Origin of the sequence: Bradyrhizobium guangxiense, from assembly GCF_004114915.1 — a bacterium.
GTDB classification, from domain to species: Bacteria; Pseudomonadota; Alphaproteobacteria; order Rhizobiales; family Xanthobacteraceae; genus Bradyrhizobium; species Bradyrhizobium guangxiense.
Genome location: NZ_CP022219.1, coordinates 7,081,019 through 7,101,727, shown reverse-complemented (window position 1 = coordinate 7,101,727; position 20,709 = coordinate 7,081,019). Strand labels below are relative to the sequence as shown.

19 protein-coding genes and 1 tRNA gene are annotated in these 20,709 nt (G+C 65.5%); 10 read left to right on the top strand and 10 right to left on the bottom strand.

The window, feature by feature from the left end:
• Positions 1–282: 282 nt before the first annotated feature.
• Positions 283–765 (bottom strand): response regulator, encoded by a 483-nt coding sequence (locus tag X268_RS34025; RefSeq protein ID WP_128928998.1) that lies wholly within the window; start codon positions 763–765, stop codon positions 283–285.
• 436 nt (positions 766–1,201) lie between these two features.
• On the opposite strand from X268_RS34025, the gene X268_RS34020 reads away from it, so the two are divergent.
• The 4 genes from X268_RS34020 to X268_RS34005 all read left to right on the top strand — a co-directional run bounded on the left by X268_RS34020 (position 1,202) and on the right by X268_RS34005 (position 3,682).
• Positions 1,202–1,912, top strand: coding sequence for a Crp/Fnr family transcriptional regulator (locus tag X268_RS34020; protein WP_128928997.1), 711 nt, complete (start codon positions 1,202–1,204; stop codon positions 1,910–1,912).
• A 189-nt stretch (positions 1,913–2,101) separates the two neighbouring features.
• Positions 2,102–2,800, top strand: coding sequence for a Crp/Fnr family transcriptional regulator (locus X268_RS34015; RefSeq protein WP_208764407.1), 699 nt, complete (start codon positions 2,102–2,104; stop codon positions 2,798–2,800).
• A gap of 156 nt (positions 2,801–2,956) precedes the next feature.
• Entirely contained in the window at positions 2,957–3,334 is a 378-nt protein-coding gene (locus X268_RS34010; protein WP_128928995.1) for an Hpt domain-containing protein, read from the top strand.
• A 99-nt stretch (positions 3,335–3,433) separates the two neighbouring features.
• On the top strand, positions 3,434–3,682 hold the full coding sequence (locus X268_RS34005) for a hypothetical protein (protein WP_128928994.1): 249 nt from the start codon (positions 3,434–3,436) through the stop codon (positions 3,680–3,682).
• An 80-nt stretch (positions 3,683–3,762) separates the two neighbouring features.
• On the opposite strand, the gene X268_RS34000 is transcribed toward X268_RS34005, so the two are convergent.
• Positions 3,763–4,386, bottom strand: coding sequence for a helix-turn-helix domain-containing protein (locus X268_RS34000; protein ID WP_128928993.1), 624 nt, complete (start codon positions 4,384–4,386; stop codon positions 3,763–3,765).
• A 336-nt stretch (positions 4,387–4,722) separates the two neighbouring features.
• Here X268_RS34000 and X268_RS33995 point away from each other — a divergent pair, with 336 nt between their 5' ends.
• Together X268_RS33995 and X268_RS33990 are read left to right on the top strand one after the other, a co-directional pair.
• Positions 4,723–5,886, top strand: a complete 1,164-nt coding sequence (locus X268_RS33995; protein ID WP_128928992.1) for a hypothetical protein — start codon at positions 4,723–4,725, stop codon at positions 5,884–5,886.
• A gap of 743 nt (positions 5,887–6,629) precedes the next feature.
• On the top strand, positions 6,630–7,838 hold the full coding sequence (locus X268_RS33990) for an EAL domain-containing response regulator (protein ID WP_128928991.1): 1,209 nt from the start codon (positions 6,630–6,632) through the stop codon (positions 7,836–7,838).
• Between the two features lie 41 nt (positions 7,839–7,879).
• Here X268_RS33990 and X268_RS33985 read toward each other — a convergent pair whose 3' ends face one another.
• The gene (locus X268_RS33985) at positions 7,880–8,761 is read right to left on the bottom strand and encodes an NAD(P)H-dependent oxidoreductase (protein ID WP_128929470.1); all 882 of its coding nucleotides are present in this window, start codon (positions 8,759–8,761) and stop codon (positions 7,880–7,882) included.
• Between the two features lie 90 nt (positions 8,762–8,851).
• On the opposite strand from X268_RS33985, the gene X268_RS33980 reads away from it, so the two are divergent.
• Positions 8,852–9,793 carry a LysR family transcriptional regulator gene (locus tag X268_RS33980; protein ID WP_128928990.1) on the top strand — a complete coding sequence of 314 codons (942 nt, stop codon included), beginning with the start codon at positions 8,852–8,854 and terminating at the stop codon, positions 9,791–9,793.
• Between the two features lie 12 nt (positions 9,794–9,805).
• Here X268_RS33980 and X268_RS33975 read toward each other — a convergent pair whose 3' ends face one another.
• Complete coding sequence (locus tag X268_RS33975; RefSeq protein WP_128928989.1) at positions 9,806–10,666, bottom strand: DMT family transporter; 861 nt, start codon at positions 10,664–10,666, stop codon at positions 9,806–9,808.
• Positions 10,667–10,828: 162 nt separating this feature from the next.
• Between X268_RS33975 and X268_RS33970 the strand changes: the two genes are divergently transcribed.
• Positions 10,829–12,190 carry an aminotransferase-like domain-containing protein gene (locus tag X268_RS33970; protein WP_164938215.1) on the top strand — a complete coding sequence of 454 codons (1,362 nt, stop codon included), beginning with the start codon at positions 10,829–10,831 and terminating at the stop codon, positions 12,188–12,190.
• Between the two features lie 6 nt (positions 12,191–12,196).
• On the opposite strand, the gene X268_RS33965 is transcribed toward X268_RS33970, so the two are convergent.
• From X268_RS33965 to X268_RS33950, 4 genes are all read right to left on the bottom strand, one after another.
• On the bottom strand, positions 12,197–12,799 hold the full coding sequence (locus X268_RS33965) for a GDYXXLXY domain-containing protein (RefSeq protein WP_430648244.1): 603 nt from the start codon (positions 12,797–12,799) through the stop codon (positions 12,197–12,199).
• Positions 12,799–14,070 (bottom strand): DUF2157 domain-containing protein, encoded by a 1,272-nt coding sequence (locus tag X268_RS33960; protein ID WP_128928986.1) that lies wholly within the window; start codon positions 14,068–14,070, stop codon positions 12,799–12,801. The genes X268_RS33965 and X268_RS33960 overlap by 1 nt, the downstream gene beginning before the upstream one ends.
• A 172-nt stretch (positions 14,071–14,242) precedes the next feature.
• Positions 14,243–15,220, bottom strand: a complete 978-nt coding sequence (locus X268_RS33955) for a Bug family tripartite tricarboxylate transporter substrate binding protein (protein ID WP_128928985.1) — start codon at positions 15,218–15,220, stop codon at positions 14,243–14,245.
• Positions 15,221–15,299: 79 nt separating this feature from the next.
• Positions 15,300–16,940, bottom strand: coding sequence for an FAD-dependent oxidoreductase (locus X268_RS33950; protein WP_128928984.1), 1,641 nt, complete (start codon positions 16,938–16,940; stop codon positions 15,300–15,302).
• A gap of 108 nt (positions 16,941–17,048) precedes the next feature.
• Here X268_RS33950 and X268_RS33945 point away from each other — a divergent pair, with 108 nt between their 5' ends.
• The gene (locus X268_RS33945; protein ID WP_128928983.1) at positions 17,049–17,960 is read left to right on the top strand and encodes a LysR family transcriptional regulator; all 912 of its coding nucleotides are present in this window, start codon (positions 17,049–17,051) and stop codon (positions 17,958–17,960) included.
• Between the two features lie 35 nt (positions 17,961–17,995).
• Here the strand turns inward: X268_RS33945 and X268_RS33940 are convergent.
• Positions 17,996–18,085, bottom strand: a tRNA-Ser gene (locus X268_RS33940).
• Positions 18,086–18,221: 136 nt separating this feature from the next.
• Here X268_RS33940 and X268_RS33935 point away from each other — a divergent pair.
• Complete coding sequence (locus X268_RS33935) at positions 18,222–19,085, top strand: alpha/beta fold hydrolase (RefSeq protein WP_128928982.1); 864 nt, start codon at positions 18,222–18,224, stop codon at positions 19,083–19,085.
• A gap of 170 nt (positions 19,086–19,255) precedes the next feature.
• Here X268_RS33935 and X268_RS33930 read toward each other — a convergent pair whose 3' ends face one another.
• On the bottom strand, positions 19,256–20,383 hold the full coding sequence (locus tag X268_RS33930) for an ROK family protein (RefSeq protein WP_128928981.1): 1,128 nt from the start codon (positions 20,381–20,383) through the stop codon (positions 19,256–19,258).
• Between the last annotated feature and the right edge of the window lie 326 nt (positions 20,384–20,709).

The window sequence follows — 20,709 nt, the reverse complement described above, 5'->3', positions numbered from 1 at the left end:
GTTTGCGGTTTGACGGCATGAAGCAGCACTTTTCGGCAAAGCCGTCTCAGCGTCGCGGCAGCACGCAGGCGTGAGGTGAATGGCCCGATAACGGCGGGACGTGGCGAGCGGGAAAGTCCTGCCCGCGAAGGACGATGGGCGCGGGCTGCGGGACATTGAACCGAGCCGCCCGCGATCGAGGGCGGACCCGCGGCGCTCATTTCGCCTTGCCGCCGCGATCCGCAAGGTCCGCATATGCGGTAAACGAACGGTTACCTCGCGACCATGGCGGCCCGCGGCGCGCTAACCGAATCGCGCAGCCGAGGCAATGTCGCCGTCGGGACGATGCTCTGCCAGGCAATCGTTGACGGCGGCGAGCAGCGCATGCGGCGTGAACGGCTTGCGCAGACAGCGTGCGGCACCGAGCTCCAGTGCCATCCGCAGGAAATCAGGCGCGGGCGAATTCAAATTCGCAAAGGCGTAGCCGGACATCGCGATGAGCGGAACGACTGGCGCGCGCTCGTGGAAGATCCGGATGGATTCGAACCCGCGCATGTGCGGCATGAAGATGTCGATGATCATGAGATCGAACTGTTCCTGTTCAAGGGCACGCAGCCCCGCTTCACCTCCCTCGGCAATCGTCACGCGAAAATTGTTCCGCTGAAGATAGACCTCGATGGCCATGCACACCATCGGGTCGTCGTCGACAACGAGAATATGGCGTAGACTTTCGGTCCCCGTATGAGTTTCCTGTTTCGGCGATTCAATAATTGAACCGTGGGGCACGCCTTGCTCCTTTGCTTTCAATCAAGAGGGGAATGATCGCAAACGTCTCTGGCGGTCCGATGAAAACGGAGACGACGGAGATGAGATCCGCGGTCATCGGGCGCCAAGATTCAGGGCTATGTTGGACAACTGCAAGCGCTCGTCCCACGGACGCGACGACACGGCTCGACCGGCGTCCGATGGCAGCACGGATGCCACGCTTCCGGCTCATGAAGGCCCCCTTACCGCTTTTTCCTGCATGTCCTTGCAGGATGCGCGCCCACGCGTCAGCGAATCAGCGCTGCGCCTATTTCCGCCGCAAATGCGACAGCCTGTCTGCCTCCTAACGGGTATATGGACGTCGCCACAACCTTTACTATAGTATTTACTCGTCGCGCAGCTGAACGACGAACGGACGCCGCGCCGATCGTCCATCGAACCCGTCGGACCGACCTGTATGACCGCTAGCGGCCGCCCGCCCAATCAGCTCCTGCAATTGCTCGACGCGGCGGATTTCGATCTCCTGCGTCCGCATCTTTTGACGGTCGAAATGGTCAGGAAATCTGTCTTGGCAGAGGCGGGGGCTGCGCTCAGATACGTGTACTTGCCGCATGGCGGGGCCGTTTCGATCACCGTGAGCCTGTCGGAAGGACAGATGATCGAGGTTGCAATGCTCGGCCGCGACAGCGTCGTAGGCGCCGGCGCGGCGCTTGCCGACGGCATCGCGCTGACGGACGCGGTCGTGCTATTCCCCGGGACGGCTTCGGTCCTTGAAATCGCGGCCTTCCGTGCGGTCGCTGCAACAAGCGCGTCGTTTCGCAAGCAGATGGCCCGGCATGAGCAGGCCCTGCTCGCACATGCGCAGCAATCGCTGCTCTGCAATACGCTGCACCCGGTCGAGGCGCGGCTTGCGCGCTGGCTGCTGCGCGCGCACGATCTGTCCGACAGTGAGATCCTGCCGCTCACCCAGGAGGCGCTGGCGCAGATGATCGGCGTGCGGCGCAATGCCGTCTCGCTGGTCGCGCACGCGCTGCAGCGGGCGGGCATCATCCATTACAGCCGGGGCCAGATCGAAATCGTCGATCTGCCGGCCCTGGAGATGACCTCTTGCGATTGCTATTCGGTGGTGAAGGCCCACCACCTGCGCCTGGCGGAAGCCCTGCCATGAGGAGCGCTCGGCGCAATCGACTGTGTACTGGCATGCATGCAGTGGCGCGGGAAAGATTGCTCAGTCGGGACAACTTGTCCCAATTGCCAATATATCCCGACGTGAACATGATGGAACCTGCCCGCGCGGGACGCGATTTGGCCTATAGCGCTTCGATCCTACGGGAAACGGGAGGCAGCTTTGGAAACGATGGTGCGCCCATCCAACGGTTTCCTGTCCGCACTGCCGGCAGACGATTATGAACTGCTCCGCCCGCACCTGCGAACGGCCGATCTGCCTCATGACGCGGTGCTGGTCGAGACCGGCGAGACGCTGAGGCGCGCCTATTTTCCCCACCGCGGCGTGATCTCGCTGGTGGTGAAACTCGCCAAGGGCGAGCATGTGCAGGTCGCCATGATCGGCCGTGACAGCCTGCTCGGGGCGCTCTCGACCTTGGGCGATGCATGCGCGTTGAACACCGCCATCGTGCTGGTTCCAGGCCTCGCGTCGGTGATGGATCTCGACCGGCTGCAGATGGCCGCCGACCAGAGCAGCACCCTGCGCACGTTGCTGACGCGCCATGGGCTCGCAGTCTACGCCCAGGTTCAGCAAACCGCAGGGTGCAACGCCGCCCATCCGGTGGAGTCGCGGCTGTCGCGCTGCCTGTTGCACACGCATGACCTGTCGGGCGACTACCGGCTGCTGTTGACCCAGGAGGCCATGGCGCAGATGATCGGGGCGCGGCGCAACAGCGTGTCGCTGGTCGCCAACACCTTGCAACAGGCCAATTTCATCCATTACAGCCGCGGACACATCCAGATCGTCAATCTCGACGGCCTGCGCCAGACGGCGTGCGAATGCTACGCCACGGTGAAGGCCCAGTACGACCGGCTGCTCGGCGCGCGCTGACCGCAGCGCTCGCATGGTAAATCGCTGGCTAATGCCGACGTACAAACACCCGACGTCCTGCTACCGGAACTGAAATTCGAATGCCGTAGAGACGGGACGTGCTCGCGCACCTGGACGTGCCGCGCGACGAACGACCGTGATCAAGGCAGCAAGGCCATGTTTGAAGCTCCCCTCGCGCCCGCGCAGAAGGCGCTCGATGACGAGCCCGCGCGCGAGCCGCGCGCTTACGAAGCGCTGGTACGCGAGATCGGCGAGGACGGTGCCCGTGAAGTGCGCGAGGTGTTCTGGAGCGAGACCTGCGCGCGCCTGCAACTGTTCCGCACGCTCGCGCTCGCGCAGCACCACGTCAGGATCGCGCGCGAAGCGCATTCGCTGAAGAGCGCGGCCGGAAGCTTCGGCTATGTCAGACTCGCGGCACTGGCGCTGACGCTCGAGAAGACCGCGGAGAAGCTTGGCGATGTCGAATTCCGCGAGCTTCTGGACCGGATGGATGCCGCCTATGCCGCCGCACGCACACAGGAGCCGCGGGGCTAACCGCGCGCGCGTGCATTCCCGCCGTACTTCTACGGCGTGGGATTTTTAGAGATGGCTAATCATAGGTGGCGATAGTCCCGGGAAACCAGGAGGGTTTCCATGTTCACCTACGAGACCGCGGACCAGAAAGAGGTTCGCCGCTTCCGCATCGCTCAGTTCAACGGCCGGATGGCGACGGTGAAGGCGGGCGATTCGACGGTGACCGGCTTCGTGCGTTCGGTGCTGGAGCAGGAATCGAGCATGCCTCCCCGCTGGACCATCACGATCATCCCGAACGGGCCGAAGCAAGAGATCAAGCCGCTGCGGCCCGCCTCGCGCGTGCGTCCCTTCGCCGAAGACTATTTCTGAGCGCGATCGGGTCTTAAGACATCTCGAGAGATAGCCCGGGTCGTGTCTGCATCGCCTGCCGGCGATGCAACACGCCAGCCTCAATCGATTGAATGCAGCAGCGCCGCACGGACGAGGTCCGCGGTGTTGCGCGCGCCAAGCTTGCGCATCGCCTCGGCTCGATGGCTCTCGAACGTGCGCGGACTGATCTGCATCCGAAGCGCGCCCTGCTTGTTCGAGTAGCCTTCGCTGATCAGCCTCAGCACCTCGCGCTCGCGCTTGGTCAGGCGCTTCTGGCCCGACGGGCCGGGAAGTTCGGCATTCGGCACGCGCTGGGCTTGCTGCGCGCGCACAGCCTTAGCGTCCGAGTCCTCGACGCTGGATGGAATCGGCAGGCCACCCTTTTGAGGGCCGGCAAGCTGCTTGACCAGGCCGCAGACGCGCTCGGTCTGTGCCAGCGCATTTTCGACCACCCGCTGCAGATAGGCACGGTCGCCGGTGACGGGCGCAAGCTGATCGCTGTGATGCTTGATCTCGCCCATGTAGAGCAGGAGCGCAGTGAGGGGGCCGTTGAGCTCGCGGGCAATGGCAGCCGCCATTTCGTCGGCCGCCTTGGCCCGGGCGGCGCTCAGACGGACGAAATCGAGCTCTTCAGTTGGAGCCGCGCTGCTTTCGTACCATTCCGACGGCCTCGAATCGGCGGCCGTATCATTCTGTGACCCCATGTCACTCATTTAGCGGAACCCGGGGCGATCTGTGGTTAACTTTTTGCTCCGTAAGACTACGGTGATTTTGGCGGTTTTGCGCTAAAATGGCGACGCCGGCACAATTTGTGCTTGCGCATGGCCGCGCGCGACCATGCAACGGTTGCGTTTCCAGCCGAAATCCTGGGCGAATGGGCGGAAAACTCCTTAACCGCCGCTTTCGCCGGACGGCGCCCCCCCGATTTTTACGGAATAATTAACGGCGACTTGCTTCTCTTGGCGAGGTTGAGAGCGCGCAAATGCCTCCACGCATTGAGCCCGCACGCCCGCGGGAAACGCTGCGAAAGATTGCGTGCCATGAACGAGATCGATCGGCTGTCGGAATTCTTGCAGAGGCTGACGCCGCTGTCGCGGAGCTGTTTGCTCAGCGAGCTCGAGCGGCTCGAGCTGTGCGGCATCGACATGCCGGGCTCGGCCGACATCCAGGCCCGCCTGCGCGCCGAATTTCGCAAGGACGGATCGACCCAGGCGCGCGCCACCAGCCCTTCGCGCTATTTCTTCGCGCCGCTCGAGCTGCTCCTCATCGACGGTGCGCCCGAGCACGCCAATCTGGGGCGGATCTCGCGCAACACCCTGACGCCGATCTGGGAGTGGATCTGCCGCGACCTGCTGCCGACGATGGCACGCGATTACATCAAGGCGATCAACGACCAGGTCGCCGCCAACAACCCCAAGGAAGTCCTGAAGATCGCGTCGACCTTCCAGACCAAGGTCGTCAAGGTTCTCGAGAGCACCTTCGCGTCGGCGGAGAGCACCGAATTCGCGCGCGGCAAGCTCGCGCAGTACACGGCGTCACGCAGCGCCTTCGACGATGTCAAGAAGATGCTGCAGGTGCTGCGCGCCGGCGATGCGTTGGCGAAATTCAACGAAAAGCTGCCCGAGAAGATCGCGAAGTTCGACGACAGCCGGGTAGCTCAGATCACCACGCAACTTGACGCCTTCAAGAAGACGCATCCCGAGGCGCTACCTTACGCGCTGGCGCTGGTGGCGCGGCGCCTGACGACGTCCTGGCAGTTGGCGCGCCTCGCCACCAAGGCTGCCGCCAGCAAGAGCGCCACTGATGTCGCCGCCACGCCCTATGCTTGCGTCGTTCACATGGTGCTCGACCGGCTCGACGACAAGCGTCTCGCGCTTCGCATCGCGCTCCGGCATAACCGGGTGCTCATCGCCCGCGACCTTCTCACCGAGATCTACGACACCGAATACGCGCTCAAGGTGCGCATCGACGGCATCGAACAATGCGAATGGGGCATCCGCCTTCAGCAATTGATGGACGCGATCGCGGCACTGGTGTCAGCCGAGGTGAGCCGCTTCCCTGCCAATGTCGGCCATATTCTCGGCTCACGCCGGCTGCGCAGCCACGACACGCTCGGCGGCAAGCTGACCTATCTGGCCTGGAAGGGACGCGACGCGATGCAGGATGGCGCGGCGGCGTTTCGCAAATTGATCGGGCAGACCTGACATCGCGCAACCCGCCTAAAGCATGATCCGCAAAAGTGCGAAGCGGTTCTCCCGGAAAAATCATGCGGAAACACTAGCGTGCGCGCGGCAGGCACAGGAAGCGATCGAGAAATCGCCCTGACATCACGATCCTGAACCACCAATAGATCAACCGCCGCGTCGTCATTGTCGCAAATCCTCGACAGCCCTCCACCGGCCGTGCCGAGCATTAGCGCAGGTGCAGCAATCGGCGTGTGATGCGCTTCACATTCGTACCCGCGGGCCTTGTTCGCGTTGTCGCAAAACTGTCGCGAGCGAAAACGGAACTTCACGCGCATCGCGCGAGAAGCGAAATCGCGTAAGGCACGTCCGCCGCGATACGGCCACACCCACCACGGTCGATTCGGCTCCCGTTCACCGCCTTCGTCGCGCACGATCGGTCGCACACCCCAGAAAACGCCTCCGGCAATTAATCCTCTAAGACTCCGCCGTTGCGCCGAAAGGGCACATGACTTCATTGCCGCCTGGATTCGGCGGCGAGCAGCACACACGCGATATCGCGCGAGAGAAATTCCGCATGCGCTGGCAGTCGTTGGGCATGCGGTGCTCCGGTATGCGAATTCTTTTCGAAGAATCTGTCGACAAATTAGCTCGAGTTGCAGGGTTTAACGTTACTCAAATAATTCAAGAACGATGTGAAGCTCTCCTTATTTGAACCCACGCTCGGCGTTTAAGAAACCGTCACGGAACGGGAGTGGTGTACGATGAACGATGGGATGGTTGAACTCGTCGGACGAAGGCCTGTGACCTTCGGACGGCGAAAGGTGATGCCGCGCGCCTGCGTGGCCGACAGCAAGCGTCACTTGCGCGCTTTCCTCAGCGAAGTGCTCGAGGACCTCGGATTCGTCACCAGCGAATGCGCCAGCGCGGACGAGCTGCAGACCGTGCTCGCCAGCGAATTGCCGGATCTGATCCTGCTCGGCGTGGCCACCGACGGCATCGAGCCGGGGCGGTTCCTGGAGATCTTGGTGCGCGAGGCCTTTGCGGGAAAGGTGCTGGCGGTCGGCGCCCGCGAATCGATCATCGTCAGGGCGGTGCGGCAGGTCGGCGAGGAATATGGCCTTGCCATGCTGCCGCCGCTGACCACGCCCTTTGCCGCGGAGACGCTGCGCGAGCGTGTCGCGATGCTGCTGCCGGAGGAGCCGGCGCCAAGCCCGGCCGTACATGTCGGCGAAGCCTTGCATGCCGGCTGGCTGGAGCTGTGGTACCAGTCGAAGATCGACGCACGCACGCTGGTCCGCAGCGGCGCCGAGGCGCTGGTGCGGATGCGGCATCCGACCTGGGGCGTCGTGCCGCCGGCCTATTTCATTTCGGAGCCGCACGATCCGCATCTGCGCGCTCTCTCGGAATTCGTGATCGACCGCGCCATGCAGGACTGGCACTATCTTCTGGAACAACAAAGCCCGGTCGATCTGTCGATCAATCTGCCCGCTTCCTATCTCAGGGAACCGCAGGCGGTGCGCGATCTCTGCCGCCGCGTGCCGACGCATCCGGCCTTCGGCGGGCTGACGGTCGAGATCGACAGCGAGGAGGCGATCCGCGACCTCGATCTCCTGACCGAGGTCGCGCGCGAGGTCGGCCTGCACAATATCGGCCTCTCGATCGACAATCTCGGCGCCAACTGGCCGTCGCTGATGGAGCTGGGCAGGATTCCATTCGTGAAGCTGAAGGCGGACCGGCAGTTCGTCACCGGCAGCGGCAATGATCGGCTCAAGCGCACGGTGTGCCGCCACATCGTCGAGCTCGCGCAGGGTTATGGGGCGCACGCGGTGGCGCAAGGGGTCGAGAGCCGCGCCGACCTCGTCGTGGCAAACGAACTCGGCTTCGACTTCGTGCAGGGCTTCCTCTTCGGCAAGCCGATGCCACTGAAGAAATTCGCGCGCTCGACGCTGACGAAGACGGTGATGGAGTGAGCTCGTTCACGGCTCGCACGTCGATGGACGCGCGCGAAGCGTCAATCTCGCGCGCTGCCGCCGGCCTGCTTCGGCAGTCCGTGCGCTGACGCTGCTGCGGCGCGGACATCTGGCGGCGACGGCCTGGAGATGGCCGCCTCGGCAGGCCCGAGATGAATCGCGAAGCCGCTCGCCTCGGGAGGCTCAAGCCCGGCGCGGAGCTGCATGCTCGGAATCAGGTAGTCGCCGCCGTTTTGGCGCCGATAGGGAATGCGCGAGGCCGTCGCAAGCGTTCTCATCCTCTCCCGCAGACGTTCGGCGATCGCATCGAAACCGGCTTCGTCGAGCTTGTCGGCCTTGTAGACGACGAACGGCGGAAGGACGTCATATCCCGGGTAATAGAGGATGCCGTGCTGGATCGGAAACAGCAGGTCGTCGATCGGGCCGTTGATCCCGCGGGCCGAATAATGCTCCTGCCAGCCGCCGGCTGTGACGATCAGCATCGCGCGTTTGCCGGCTAATTTGCCCTCGCCGTAGCGGTCGCCCCATCGCTTGTCACTGTGCTCGCCGACACCATAGGCGAAGCCGTAGGCAAACACGCGATCGACCCAGCCCTTGAGGATCGCCGGCATGCTGAACCACCACAGTGGGAACTGCAGAATCAGCATGTCCGCCCACAACAGCTGCCCGATCTCGCGCGTCACGTCAGGGGTGAGTGTGCCGGCTTCGAAGGCTTGCTTGGATGCAGCGGCGGGCGCGAGCCGCGCGTCCGCTGGCAGCGACGGGAAGTCGGCGCGATCGACGTCCGGCTTCCAGCCTTGGGCATAAAGGTCCGACACCCGCACCTCGTGGCCCTGGGCCTCGAGCTCTCTGACGGCAACATCGCGCAGCGCGCCGTTGAGCGAACGCTGCTCGGGATGAGCAAAGACAATCAGCACTTTCATGATCGGCACCATTCGTTGAGGGTGTCACGCAGGTAGCGCGTCGGCCCGCGATCCGGTAGATGTCGGCAATGAATAGAATTGTGCCGAAAAATGGATAAATCGGAAGTCAGCCTCGAGCGCATGCGCAGCTTCGTGCGGGTCGCCGAGCGGGGAAGCCTGTCGGCCGTCGCGCGCGAGCTTGGATTTGGCCAGTCGACGGTGACACGGCACATCAGGGAGCTGGAGCACGCCGTCGGCGTGCCGCTGCTCACGCGAACCACGCGCAGCGTGACGATGACGGACGAGGGTCGCCGCTACTATGCCGACTGCGTGCAGATCCTGCGCCTGGTCGAGCAGGCCGGCGATGAGGCGCGCAGCACGCGCGGCGCGCCCGCCGGAATGGTGCGGATCTCCTGCACCGCGGCCTTCGGCGTGCGCCACGTCAGCCGCTTCATCTTCGCCTTCCAGGACCGTTATCCCGACGTGTCGGTGGATCTCAGCCTGACCGACGAACGGATTGACCTCGTGCGGGAGGGTGTCGATGTCGCGCTCCGCCTCGGGCCGCTCGCCGAGAGCTCGATGAAGCTCAAATCCCTGGGGCTGTCGCGGCGGATGCTCGTCGCCGCCCCCGACTATCTTGCCGAGCACGGCAGGCCCGCCCGCCCGCAAGACCTCGCAAGCCACCAGGGAATCAGAATGTCCAACATCGCCGGCAGCGATGTGCTCGTCCTGCAAGGACGCCGCGGCGGACGCCACGAGGTGCCGTTCGCCGGGCGATTGCGGGTGGACCACGGGCTTGCGGCGCGCGAGGCGCTCGCGGCCGGTCGCGGCATTGGGCCCACGCATCTCTGGCTCGTCGACGATCTTCTCGCGGCCGGCAGGCTCGAACGTGTGCTCGCGGATTATTCGCCGCCTCCGGTTCCGCTCAACATGCTGATCGTGCCGGAGCGATCCGGCGTCGCGCGGGTGCGGCTGCTGGTCGATTTCCTCGCCGAGCAGATCGCGCAAATCCCCGGGATCGAAAGGCCGCAGCCGCGCGGGAGACAAAGCTAGCGAGGGCGACGGTTACGCAAATCGGCGCGCGAAGAAGACGCAGACGACGACGAGCGCAGTCGCGGCGATCATGCTCCAGGCGACGGGCTCGTCCAGCAAGAGGCCCGCGAGCGCGAGGCCGAAGAACGGCTGGAGCTGTTGCAACTGGCCGACGCGCGCAATGCCGCCGAGCGCAAGGCCGCGGTACCAGAAGATGAAGCCGACGAACATGCTGAAAATCGAGACGTAAGCGAGCCCGATCCAGGCGGGCACGCTGACGCCGCTCCAGGATGGCGGCCAGGTCCAGACTGCGATCGGGATCATCAGCGGCAGTGCAAGCAGCAGCGCCCAGGAGATCACCTGCCAGCCGCCGAGCCGGCGCGACAGCGCCGCCCCTTCGGCATAGCCGAGGCCGCACAGCACGATTGCCGCGACCATCAGGAGATCGCCGGTGAGCGAGGCCGAGCCGTCGCCGGACAAGGCAAAGCCGGCCACCGTGGCGCTGCCGAGGATCGCAAACAGCCAGAACAGCGGCTGCGGCCGCTCGCCGCCGCGCAGCACGGCGAAGATCGCCGTCGACAATGGCAGCAGGCCGATGAAGACGATCGAATGCGCCGATGTGATGTGCTGGAGCGCGAGCGCCGTCAACAGGGGGAAGCCGACCACGACGCCCACGGCGACGATGGCGAGGGAGGCGAGATCCTTGTGCTTCGGCCGGGCCTGACGGAGCAGGCCGAGCACCGCAAGACCGATCAGCGCGGCGATGACCGCGCGCACTGACGTCAGGAACAGCGCAGAGAAGCCGCCGACCGCAACGCGCGTCGCCGGCGGGGAGCCGCTGAAGATGATGACGCCGAGAAGGCCGTTGCCCCAGCCGCTGCCTGCCGATTGCATGTTCGTCCCATTCTTTTGTGTCGCGACCCTGGGCCTCCGGCGGTGGCGGGACCAGGGACAATCCAGTACAATCTGGCCAAACTGTATGGGTATGAAAGGCAATACACCTTGGCCGGCGAGGCACGCATCAGAGGTCGCAGCGGCACCCGCACTATCGACGTGATGAGCGCGATCCGCGCCAAGGTCGCCGGCCGCGCGCTCAGCGCCGGCGACCGCCTGCCGTCGATACGCAGCCTCGCAGCAGCAATGAACGTCTCGCCCTCCACGGTGGTGGACGCCTATGACCGCCTGGCCGCCGAAGGGCTGATCCGCGCCCGTCGCGGCTCGGGCTTCTATGTCTCGCCGACGATCATGCCGCCGCTTGCCCTTGCTGACGCCGAGCCGCGGCGCGACCGGGAAGTCGATCCGTTCTGGGTCTCCAGGCAATCGCTCGATGCCGACGCTGCCGTGCCGAAGCCCGGTTGCGGCTGGCTGCCGGCGAGCTGGATGCCGGAGGCGGGCTTGCGCCGCGCCGTCCGTGCATTGTCGCGGATCAAGGCGGATCTATTGACCGACTATGGCAGCACGCGGGGCGGGCTCATCCTGCGCCGGCTGCTGCTGGCGCGGCTCGCCGAGGATTCGATTCACGCGTCCGTCGATCAGCTCATGCTGACGGGCTCGGGCACGCAAGGCGCCGACCTGATCTGCCGCTTCCTGCTCCGTCCCGGCGACACGGTGCTGGTCGACGATCCCTGCTACTTCAATTTCCGCGCGCTGCTGCGGGCGCATCAGGCCCGGATCGTCGGTGTGCCCTACACGCCGTCGGGCCCGGACGTTGCGCGCTTCGAGCAGATCCTCGGCACTGAGCGGCCGCGGCTCTACATCACCAATTCAGCGCTGCACAATCCGACCGGCGCGACGCCCTCGCTTGCCGCCGCGCATCGGCTTTTGACCGCGGCCGCCGCGCACGACCTCACCATCATCGAGGACGACATCTTCGGCGACTTCGAGCCGGAGCGCTCACCGCGGCTGGCCGCGCTCGACGGGCTCACCCGCGTGATCCGCATCGGCAGCTTCTCCAAGACGCTGTCGGCCTCGGTGCGCTGCGGCTACATCGCCGCGCGAGCCGACTGGATCGAGCATCTCGTCGACCTCCAGGTCGCGACCAATTTCGGCGGCCCCAGCCCGGTCGCGACCGAGATCATCGCAAAGGTGCTGGCCGGCGGCGGCTATCGCAAGCACATGGACGAGCTCCAGCAAAGGCTCACGCGCACACGCCGCGATGTCGCGCGAAAACTTGGGGCAATCGGCGTCGAACCCTGGCTGACGCCGCGCGGCGGATTCTTCCTGTGGTGCCGCCTCACCGGCGGGCAGGACGCCACCCAGGTCGCGCGCGCCGCACTCGAGGACAACGTCGTGCTGGCGCCGGGCAACGTGTTCAGCGTGTCGCAGACGGCCTCGCACTTCATGCGTTTCAACGTGGCGCAGATGGATGACCCTCTGGTGTGGGACGTGCTGCGGCGAGCGCTGAAGGCGGCAAGATAACCGACGCTAGTACAGTGGCTCCTCGTACACCGGCTCGCCGTCGAGCAGCAGCCGCTTGATGGCGGCGCGGCCTGAGGGCAGCACAGCGGCGACGATCCGCAGCTTCTGCTGGTTGCGGGCCTGCTCGAGCTTGCCGCCCTCGCCTTCCGGCACGAAATAGCTTTCGAGGCCGTATTTGATCGTCAGCTTGTCACAGAAGATGGGGCTGGTCGAACCACAGGAATAACCGACGCGGCCGCGGATCAGGATTTCGGGAGCGGTGACCGGCACAGGCTCGGCATGCACCGAGACGGCGCCGTAAAGCCCACTGGCATTGGGCACGAGCTTGACGAACACGACGGGCTTGCGCGTCCCGGACGGCTTGCCGGCGAGCGGCCCCGCCGGCAGCTGCGAGATGTCGTAGCGGAGCACGACATAATCGCCGCGCAGGAGATCGCGCGGATCGACCGGCTGCGTCTGCAGCGTCACCTCGACGCCTTCGCGCAGGATCTGCATGCGGTCGGCAACCATCAGGACCAGCAGTGCGCATTGCAGCAGCAGGGCGATGCCGAACAGCACCGCTTTCGGGATGCGCTGCCGGAATTCGGAGAGGGATGCGATCATCTTCATCACCGCGCCGTCCTAAGCAGTGCGCGATTGAGCGCGGTTGCAAAGGCAACCGCGACGATGCCGGCCGCCGCCAGGAACGCGGAGCGGCCGAGCAGCGAGCCCTTCACCGCCCAGGTGATGCCGGCGATGACGCCGGCGATCCCGAGCCAGCCGGCGACGATGCGCGGACGCACCCCATCGAGCACGCCCGACACGACGAGGCTTAGCATGGCGCAAAGCAGCGCGGCATAAGCGAGCCATGGCTCGCCGGCCGTGGAGACCGGCCAGATCGGCGCGGCGAGCAACACCAGCCCGATCGCGCATACGGCGAGGATTTCACCCGTGCGCTTGGTGAGCGTCGCGGAGACGAGGGCGAGGATCATCCCCGCGGCCCCGCACAGGATCGCCCAGAGCGGCTGGGCGGACATGGCGCTGGTCCGAATGCGAATGATGTCGTCGACCGTCGCCACCTCCAGGGCAGCGACCGCGGCCAGCGAGAACGCACCGTAGATCGACAGGATCGACCCGAGCCGCAGCGCCCGCGGCGATGGCGCCGCCGCGATCGCAAGCCCGGCGCCGAACAGCAGGGCCGCCCCGTTCGCGAGCAGGAAGGACGGTTGCGCTCCGTCGAATTCGAAGCGCAGCGCGGTGGCGATCCACCACGGCAGCACCGCGACCGCGACGAGATGGGCGGCGACGCGGGAATGCCAGGCGAAGGCGAGGCCGGCGGCGAACAGCCAGGCCACCAGGAACGGAAGATGCAACCGGTCCGGCGCATCGTAGCTGCGCATGCTGGTCCAGATGCAGGCGGCGACGAGACCGACCGCGAGCGCCCCGCGCGAGCCGGTCAGCACTGCGGCGGCGAACGCGCCGATCGACCACAGCAGCATGCCGCCGGCAAAATCCTCGCCGAGATGATACATCTGGCCAACCAACGCGATGCCGGCGCCGAAGATGATGGCGCCGATGCTGGCGCAAAGATCGGCGAGAATGGTGCGGCCCGTCGTCGCGAACCAGGCGCCGAGGGCACAGGTCGCGGTCATGCCGGCGAGCAGGATCGCAAACCGCACCAGCCGCGCGATCTCGGTCCAGTGCGCCGCCACGAAGGCAAGGAACGCGGCCGCGATCAACAGACCGCCGACGATGCCGACAACCATTGCGATGTTGATGCCGGCTGGTAGCGGCGGCAGCGCGTTGCGGATCGCAGCGGCGGCCGCCGGCGCAATCACGCCATCGGCCTCCCATCGCGCAAGATCAGCTTCGAGGCGGTCGCGGTAGGACTTGTCGAACATGATCGTGGGTTACCTCGTTCCCGGCCGGCGGGCGAATGTTGCTTGGTCGGGTCCCGCCGATGGCGGGGTCAAGCCAGCGGCGCTATGGTAGCGGGAAGCATAGACGTTTGCTGCGCGGCGCGTCAGCGGGCAAGTCTCGCGGATTGCCTGCTCGCCCGCCAGGACACCTCGCCTAGTTCTTGATGCCGGCCTCGCTGATGAGCTTGCCCCATTTCGTGCTTTCGCTCTGAATGAAGCGGCCGAACTGCTCGGGCGCCATCGGTGCCGGCTCCGCGCCGAAGGTCCCGATCTTCTCGGCCACCGCGGGATCCTTCAAGGCTTTGGTGAAGGCTTCGTTCAGCCTGCCGATGACATCCGCGGGCGTGCCGGCGGGCGCAACGAGCCCGAACCAGCCCACGGATTCAAACCCCGCAATACCGCTCTCGGCCAGCGTCGGGACGTCGGGCAACGAGGGAAGACGGCGCGCGGAGGAAACGCCGATCGCGTTGAGCTTGCCGTCGAGGATCAATTGCCGCGACGCCGGAATGTCCAGCACCGCGAAGGGGACATGCCCGGCAAGAACATCGACCGTCGCCGGCGCGGTCCCGCGATAGGGGACCAGCTCCATGGCGATCCCGGTCCTCTGCGTGAACAGCGCAGCCGTCAAATGCATCGCCGTCGAGTTGCCGCCATGCCCGATCGACAGCGCGCCCGGCTTGGCCTTGGCCAGCGCGATCGTCTCCGCGGCGGTGTGTGCCGGGATATTGGCAGATGCGACCAGCACAAAGGGAATTTCCGCGAGCAGGGTGATGGGCGCGAGATCCTTCAGCTCGAACGGCATCGCGGCATTGAGGTGCGGGTTCACCGTGAGCGCGCCCGCCGGCGCAACACCGAGCGTGTAGCCGTCGGGCTTGGCCTGCGCGACCGCGGCCATGCCGATGTTGCCGCCGGCACCGGCGCGGTTCTCGATGACCAGGCTCTGCTTGAGCTCGGCGGTGACGAGAGGCTCGAGCGCGCGGATGACGGTGTCGGCGCTGCCGCCGGGCGGGAAGGTCACGATGACCTTGATCAATTGCTCAGGATAGCCGGCGCGGCCTGCCTGCAGCGGCAATACGGCGAAGGTCGCAGCCGTCAGCACGGCCAGGATGCGGCGCCTTGCAACGTGAACCACGTTCTCCTCCTCAAGTGTGCTCTTGTTCTTGAAACACGGCCGGCGGCTTGCGCCGCCAGGCTGTCCGCTTGAAGTCGCCTTACGCCGCAGCGCCAGTGATCCGCGCCAGCAGGCTCAGTGGATCTCTGGGCGCGATCGGCCCGCGCCAGGCGATGTGCTGATCGGGCCGCACCAGCACGAGCTTCTCGGCATAGGCGCCGTTCGCCTCCTCCGGCGCGATGTCGATCAGCGCCAGCGGCACGCTGCGCTCCCTCGCAGCGGATTGCAGCCGCGTCACGTCGATCGCCGGGTCGAAGCGCAACAATGTGTAGCCGGCGCCGAACGCATCGTAGAGCGATCGCCCGTCGCGCAGGAACAGATGCGGCGCGCGGGCACCCGGCACGGTGGAGGGCGTGAAGCTGCCCATCGCGTAGGGCGGCGGTGTCTCGCCGTCATAGGCAATGATCGGCGAGGCATCGTAGTAGTAGCCGAAGTTCAATCCGGCGCAGCAATATTGCTGCACGTTGAGGTCATAGGCCGCTCTCGCCAGCGCCGCGCGCGCGGCGTGACCGCGCGGCGTGTCGTCCTCGATCTCCGCCGAGACGCCGCCGCGCTGCGCCATCATCTTCATCGCGTGCTCCATCGCAAAGCGCGACACCTGCTCGGTGATGGGCTGACGCTCCGCCTCATAAGCATCGAGGATCGCAGCCGGCGCCCAGCCGTTCAGATGCGCCGCCAATTGCCAGCAGAGATCGACGGCGTCCGCAATGCCCGCATTCATGCCGTAGCCGGCATAGGGCATCCACAGATGCGCGGCGTCGCCGCAGATGAACACCCTGCGGTCGCGGAAGCGATCGGCCACGAGGCGACGCCCGACCCAATCCTCCTTGCTGAGCACCCGGTATTCGAAGCGCTCGTCGACGCCAAGAATGGCGCGGATGGCCCAGTCGCGATCGACCGAGTCGAATTCGGGCTCGTCGGGCTTCAGGTGATTGTGGATCAGCCAGCGGTCGTGACCGTCGATCGCAACCGTAGTGCCGGAGCGGCGCGGATTGAGCGAGAGCACCATCCAGGCCGGCTCGTGTGCGCCCATCAACTCCTTCAGTTGCGGGGCCTCGATGAAGGTCGACTGCACGCGCTGGATCACCGGCGTGCCGGACAGGCTGGCGCCGATCGATTTGCGAACAAGGGAGCGGCTGCCGTCGCAGCCGATCACGAACGACGCTTCGATGCGAAGCGAATCGCCGCTATCGAGATCGCGCGCGAGTGCGACGACATGGTCGCCGTCCTGTTCGATGTCGGTGATTTCCGTGCGTGCCAGGATCTTGATCCGCGGCTGCGCTGCGGCATGGCTGAACAGGATCGGCTCGAGATAGATCTGATTGATCCGGTGCGGCGGCTCAGGCGTTGGCCACCAGGTGTCGGGGCCGCCGGTCGCGCTGTAGCGACGCGCGCGGGAGGGAATCTCGATACGGCAGAGCTCGATGCCGGTCGCCGTGGTCCGGTAGGAGCAATCGTTGGGAAAGTCCGCAGGCAGCCCCGCATCGCGCAGCTTGGCGGCAACGCCGAGCCGCCGAAAAATCTCCATCGAGCGCGCCGACACGTGATTGCATTTGACGCTGGGCGGATCGCCGGCGTGACGGATCTCCGCGACGACGACGTCGATCCCACGCGAGGCCAGATCCATCGCCGCAGTCAACCCGACGGGCCCGGCGCCCACCACCAGTACCTGTGTCTTCATCTCGCTCCCTTCCTTGCTGCGGATTCTCCGTCCGCGCAGCCTGCATTTTATTGCAGGTTCGTTTATGCGATAAGCCGGAAAGAACTCATCAATTCATAAGCTTTTCCTATGAATCTCACGTTGCGCCAATTGCGGGCCTTCACGGCTGTGTACCGGACGCGCAGCATCACGCGGGCCGCCCGCGAGCTCGGGATCACGCAATCGGCGGCGAGCCTGTTGATCCAGCAGCTCGAGAGCCAACTCGGCGTCAAACTGTTCGACCGCTCGACCCGCTCGGTGCAGCCAACGCTGGCCGCCGAGGAGGCGCTCGACGCCGCCGAACGCATGCTGGGCGATGCGCACGGCTTGTCGCGCCGCATGCGCGACCTCGCACAGGCCCGCGCCGGCCGCGTCGCATTTCTCGCCTCGGCCGGCGCCGCGTCGGCGCTGCTGCCGCGGGTGCTGGCAAGATTCCGCGCCGGCCATCCCGACATCGAGATCGACATGCGCGATGTTGCCGCCGACGATCTTGTGCCGCGCCTGAGCGCGACCGATGCGGAGTTTGCGATCGGCAGCGTCGAGGGCGAATTCGCCGACATGACGGTCGAGACACTGACGAGCGGGCGCCTCAGCGCCATCGGCCGCCGCACCCCGGACTTCGCCACGCGCCGTTCCCTGACATGGGACGAGCTGGCGCAGCTGCCGACCATCGCGATGCGCCGCGAGAGCCGGATCCGCATGCAGATCGATCAGGCGCTGAGCGTGCAAGGCAAGCGCCTCGACCCGACCTATGAAGTAACCCTGATCAACACCGCGCTCGCCATGACCGCACAAGGCCTCGGCCTCGCCATCCTCCCCGCGACGATGCTGCCGGCCGACCAGTTCCCGACGCTGATCGCAAGACCCCTGGTCCGCCCGGCCCTCACCCGTCCGGTGTCGCTGCTGCAGCGTCAGGGGCGAACGCTGTCGCCGGCGGCGCAGGCGTTCGTGGCGACGGCACGGGCGGTGCTGGCGGGCCGAACGGCACCGGCATCAGGCTGATTTCGCGGAACTATTTGGAAGCGTCGTCGCTGAGCTGGCGGAGAGGGAGGGATTCGAACCCCCGATAGGCTTGCACCTATGCCGCATTTCGAGTGCGGTGCATTCAACCACTCTGCCACCTCTCCTGAAGGCGCCATATAGGAGCAGGGGCCCCTGTGGTTGGGGGCGTTAATAGGCGAGGATGGCGGGCCAGACAAGGCGCGAAAGGGGAAAATCCGCTGCCTCTTTCACCCCTCGCCCAGCCCTAGGGAGGGAACTGCCATGGAGCATCTGACGATCAAGGCCAATGGCGCCGATTTCCACCTGGTCCGCGCTGGAGCCGGAAAACCGCTGCTTTTGCTGCATGGTTGGCCGGAATTCTGGCTGACCTGGGAGCCGGTGATGGCCCGGCTTTCCGACCGCTTCACGCTTGTGGCGCCTGACCTGCGCGGGTTCGGCGACAGCGCCAAGCCTGACGGGCCTTATGGGCCGGACGGCCACGCTGCCGACATGCTGGCGCTGATGGATGAGCTCGGCATCGACCGATTCGGCGTGGTCGGCCACGATGTGGGCGGCGCCGTGGTGCAGCCGCTGGCCCGGCAGGCGCCTTCGCGGCTCGCCGGGCTGTTCTTGTTCGATTTCGTCTATCCCGGGATCGGGCCGCGCATGGCGGCGCCCGATCGGCTCAACCACATCTGGTACCAGTCCTTCCACCAGATGGAGATGGCACCGGCGCTGATCGGTGCGAGCCGCGAGAGCTGCCGGCTCTATATCAGCCATTTCCTGAAGGGCTGGGCGCATCGGAAGGACGCCTTCGACGACGTCCTCGAAGCCTTCGCCGACAATTTCTTCAAGCCAGGAAACCTCGCCGGCGGCTTTGCGCATTACCGCGCCTCGCATGCCGGCCGGATCGCGATGATGAAGGGCGAAGCGTCCAAGCTGCCGCCGATCGAGCTGCCGACCTGCGTGCGCTGGGCGGAGCACGATCCGCTGTTTCCCTATGCCTGGACCGATCGGCTTTCGGAGACGTTCAGCGCGCTCGACCTCGACATGTTTCCCGGCGTCGGCCACTTCCCGCATCGGGAAGAGCCGGATCGCGCGGCCGCGGAGATCGCGCGGTTCTTTCAACGTATCGGGTGGAGCTGAAAAACGGGGTGGGACCGCCAGACGCGGTAAACACTGGCGGTCCCGGTGCCGCTCATTGAAATACTGGCCGTGAAGGGCGGCTTCGCCGGCCAAGTGGAAGCGACGATTCGACCCTAGCGTGCGGCCCGCATCCCGCAACGCAATCCGGTCCTTAACCTAACCGGTCAAGGTTACTCCTTGTCCGATTTGCTCTTTTTCTTCCCATTCTCCGTGGAATCCCGGTCCTTGCCGTTCTCCTTGCGGCGATTGGTGAAGCGCGCATTGCCGAGCCCGGTGCCGATGGTGAGCACGCCCCAGCGCTCGACATCCTGCATGAACGGCACCTCGGAGAGGCCCTGCACCACGCCGTCATTGTGCATCACGATCGCGGTGTCGTGCTCGCCCATGACCGGGATGCCCTCGATCAGGCTCGCCGGCAGGTTGAACTTGCTGCTCTCCCAATTGCCCGGCAGATTTTGCGCGCCCTTCTCGATCGAGCCGTCCGCGTTGATCACGCCGGGACAGGCGATGCCGATGAACGGCGCGAGCCTGAAGCCCTCCTCCTCGGCCTCGGTGATCAGGCCCTTCAGCATCTTGGTGAGCCGCTTCACCGCGGCCTCGCGCGTCGGCTCGTCGTCGGCATGACGCCACAGCTCGGATTTCACCACCTTGGCCTTCGACAGGTCGTTGGCCTTCTTCCAGCTGGTTTCCACGAGGCCGCAGCGGATGTTGGTGCCGCCGATGTCGACGGCGAGGATGCTGTCATGGGCCTCGAAGATCCACGACGGCGCCAGATGCAGCGCGCCGATCAGGCCGGCTTCATCGGGGTGATGGCGGATCGGCATCATGTCGATCTTGAAATCCTCGGATTTCAGGATGATCTCGGTGCGCGCGATCGCGAGCTCGCCGAGCCGGGAATCGCGGAAGCCGCCGCCGACCACGATACGCTCGGTCTTGGCCCAGGCCTTGGTCTTGAGGAAGCGCCGCGTGACGTAGGCGAGCTCCTGCGCGAAGTCCTCGATGGCGCTGTGCACGACCGCGGAAGCCTCGGTGTCGTCGCCGACAAGGATCGCGTCCAGCGTCTTCTTGCTGATGCTCTCCGACGGCTCCTTGCCGAACGGGTCCTCGCCGGTCTTGCGCAGCGGCTTGCGCCAGCGGTCCAGGATGTCACGGAACGCGCCCTTGCTGGCGCGGTCGCCGAGGAAGCCGTCCTCGTCCTTCATCTCGATGTTGAAACTGTCGATGTCCACCGATGGCAGCCGCTCGGCGCCGTGATGGGCGATGCCCGTTGTCGTCTTAACCAGTTCGTCGGTTGCCATGGGAGCCCTTGCCCGCTTACGTGTGCCGGCCGGACTAACGGCGGGGGAACCGGTTTGTTGCAAAGCCGGTCGAGATTCGGCTGAAGGCCGGCGGCACGGCCAAATCCTTCAAATCCGGGCGCTTTTCGCCTGCTTTTCCTTGACTCTGAGCGTCCGGCGGCTATAAGTCCCACAGCCGGCGCGGGGCGTTTCTCGCGCCGCTTGTTTTTGCGTGGGTTTTCAAAGGGATAAGTCCCACCCGCACAAAATGCACATAAACCCATAGCGACTGACAAAAAGCCGGCCCGGACAATCCGTCACGAGGCCGGGATTGAACACGGAGAAAG

What these genes read in the sequence shown, in the direction of transcription:
- X268_RS33965 (WP_430648244.1), bottom strand. Translation starts at nt 12,799, where the DNA reads ATGAAGATGATCGCATCCCTCTCCGAATTCCGGCAGCGCATCCCGAAA.
- X268_RS33980 (WP_128928990.1), top strand. Translation starts at nt 8,852, where the DNA reads ATGGATAAATCGGAAGTCAGCCTCGAGCGCATGCGCAGCTTCGTGCGG.
- X268_RS34005 (WP_128928994.1), top strand. Translation starts at nt 3,434, where the DNA reads ATGTTCACCTACGAGACCGCGGACCAGAAAGAGGTTCGCCGCTTCCGC.
- X268_RS34015 (WP_208764407.1), top strand. Translation starts at nt 2,102, where the DNA reads ATGGTGCGCCCATCCAACGGTTTCCTGTCCGCACTGCCGGCAGACGAT.
- X268_RS33995 (WP_128928992.1), top strand. Translation starts at nt 4,723, where the DNA reads ATGAACGAGATCGATCGGCTGTCGGAATTCTTGCAGAGGCTGACGCCG.
- X268_RS33930 (WP_128928981.1), bottom strand. Translation starts at nt 20,383, where the DNA reads ATGGCAACCGACGAACTGGTTAAGACGACAACGGGCATCGCCCATCAC.
- X268_RS34000 (WP_128928993.1), bottom strand. Translation starts at nt 4,386, where the DNA reads ATGGGGTCACAGAATGATACGGCCGCCGATTCGAGGCCGTCGGAATGG.
- X268_RS33975 (WP_128928989.1), bottom strand. Translation starts at nt 10,666, where the DNA reads ATGCAATCGGCAGGCAGCGGCTGGGGCAACGGCCTTCTCGGCGTCATC.
- X268_RS33935 (WP_128928982.1), top strand. Translation starts at nt 18,222, where the DNA reads ATGGAGCATCTGACGATCAAGGCCAATGGCGCCGATTTCCACCTGGTC.
- X268_RS33960 (WP_128928986.1), bottom strand. Translation starts at nt 14,070, where the DNA reads ATGTTCGACAAGTCCTACCGCGACCGCCTCGAAGCTGATCTTGCGCGA.
- X268_RS34020 (WP_128928997.1), top strand. Translation starts at nt 1,202, where the DNA reads ATGACCGCTAGCGGCCGCCCGCCCAATCAGCTCCTGCAATTGCTCGAC.
- X268_RS33970 (WP_164938215.1), top strand. Translation starts at nt 10,829, where the DNA reads ATGAGCGCGATCCGCGCCAAGGTCGCCGGCCGCGCGCTCAGCGCCGGC.
- X268_RS33945 (WP_128928983.1), top strand. Translation starts at nt 17,049, where the DNA reads ATGAATCTCACGTTGCGCCAATTGCGGGCCTTCACGGCTGTGTACCGG.
- X268_RS34010 (WP_128928995.1), top strand. Translation starts at nt 2,957, where the DNA reads ATGTTTGAAGCTCCCCTCGCGCCCGCGCAGAAGGCGCTCGATGACGAG.
- X268_RS33985 (WP_128929470.1), bottom strand. Translation starts at nt 8,761, where the DNA reads ATGAAAGTGCTGATTGTCTTTGCTCATCCCGAGCAGCGTTCGCTCAAC.
- X268_RS33990 (WP_128928991.1), top strand. Translation starts at nt 6,630, where the DNA reads ATGAACGATGGGATGGTTGAACTCGTCGGACGAAGGCCTGTGACCTTC.
- X268_RS33950 (WP_128928984.1), bottom strand. Translation starts at nt 16,940, where the DNA reads ATGAAGACACAGGTACTGGTGGTGGGCGCCGGGCCCGTCGGGTTGACT.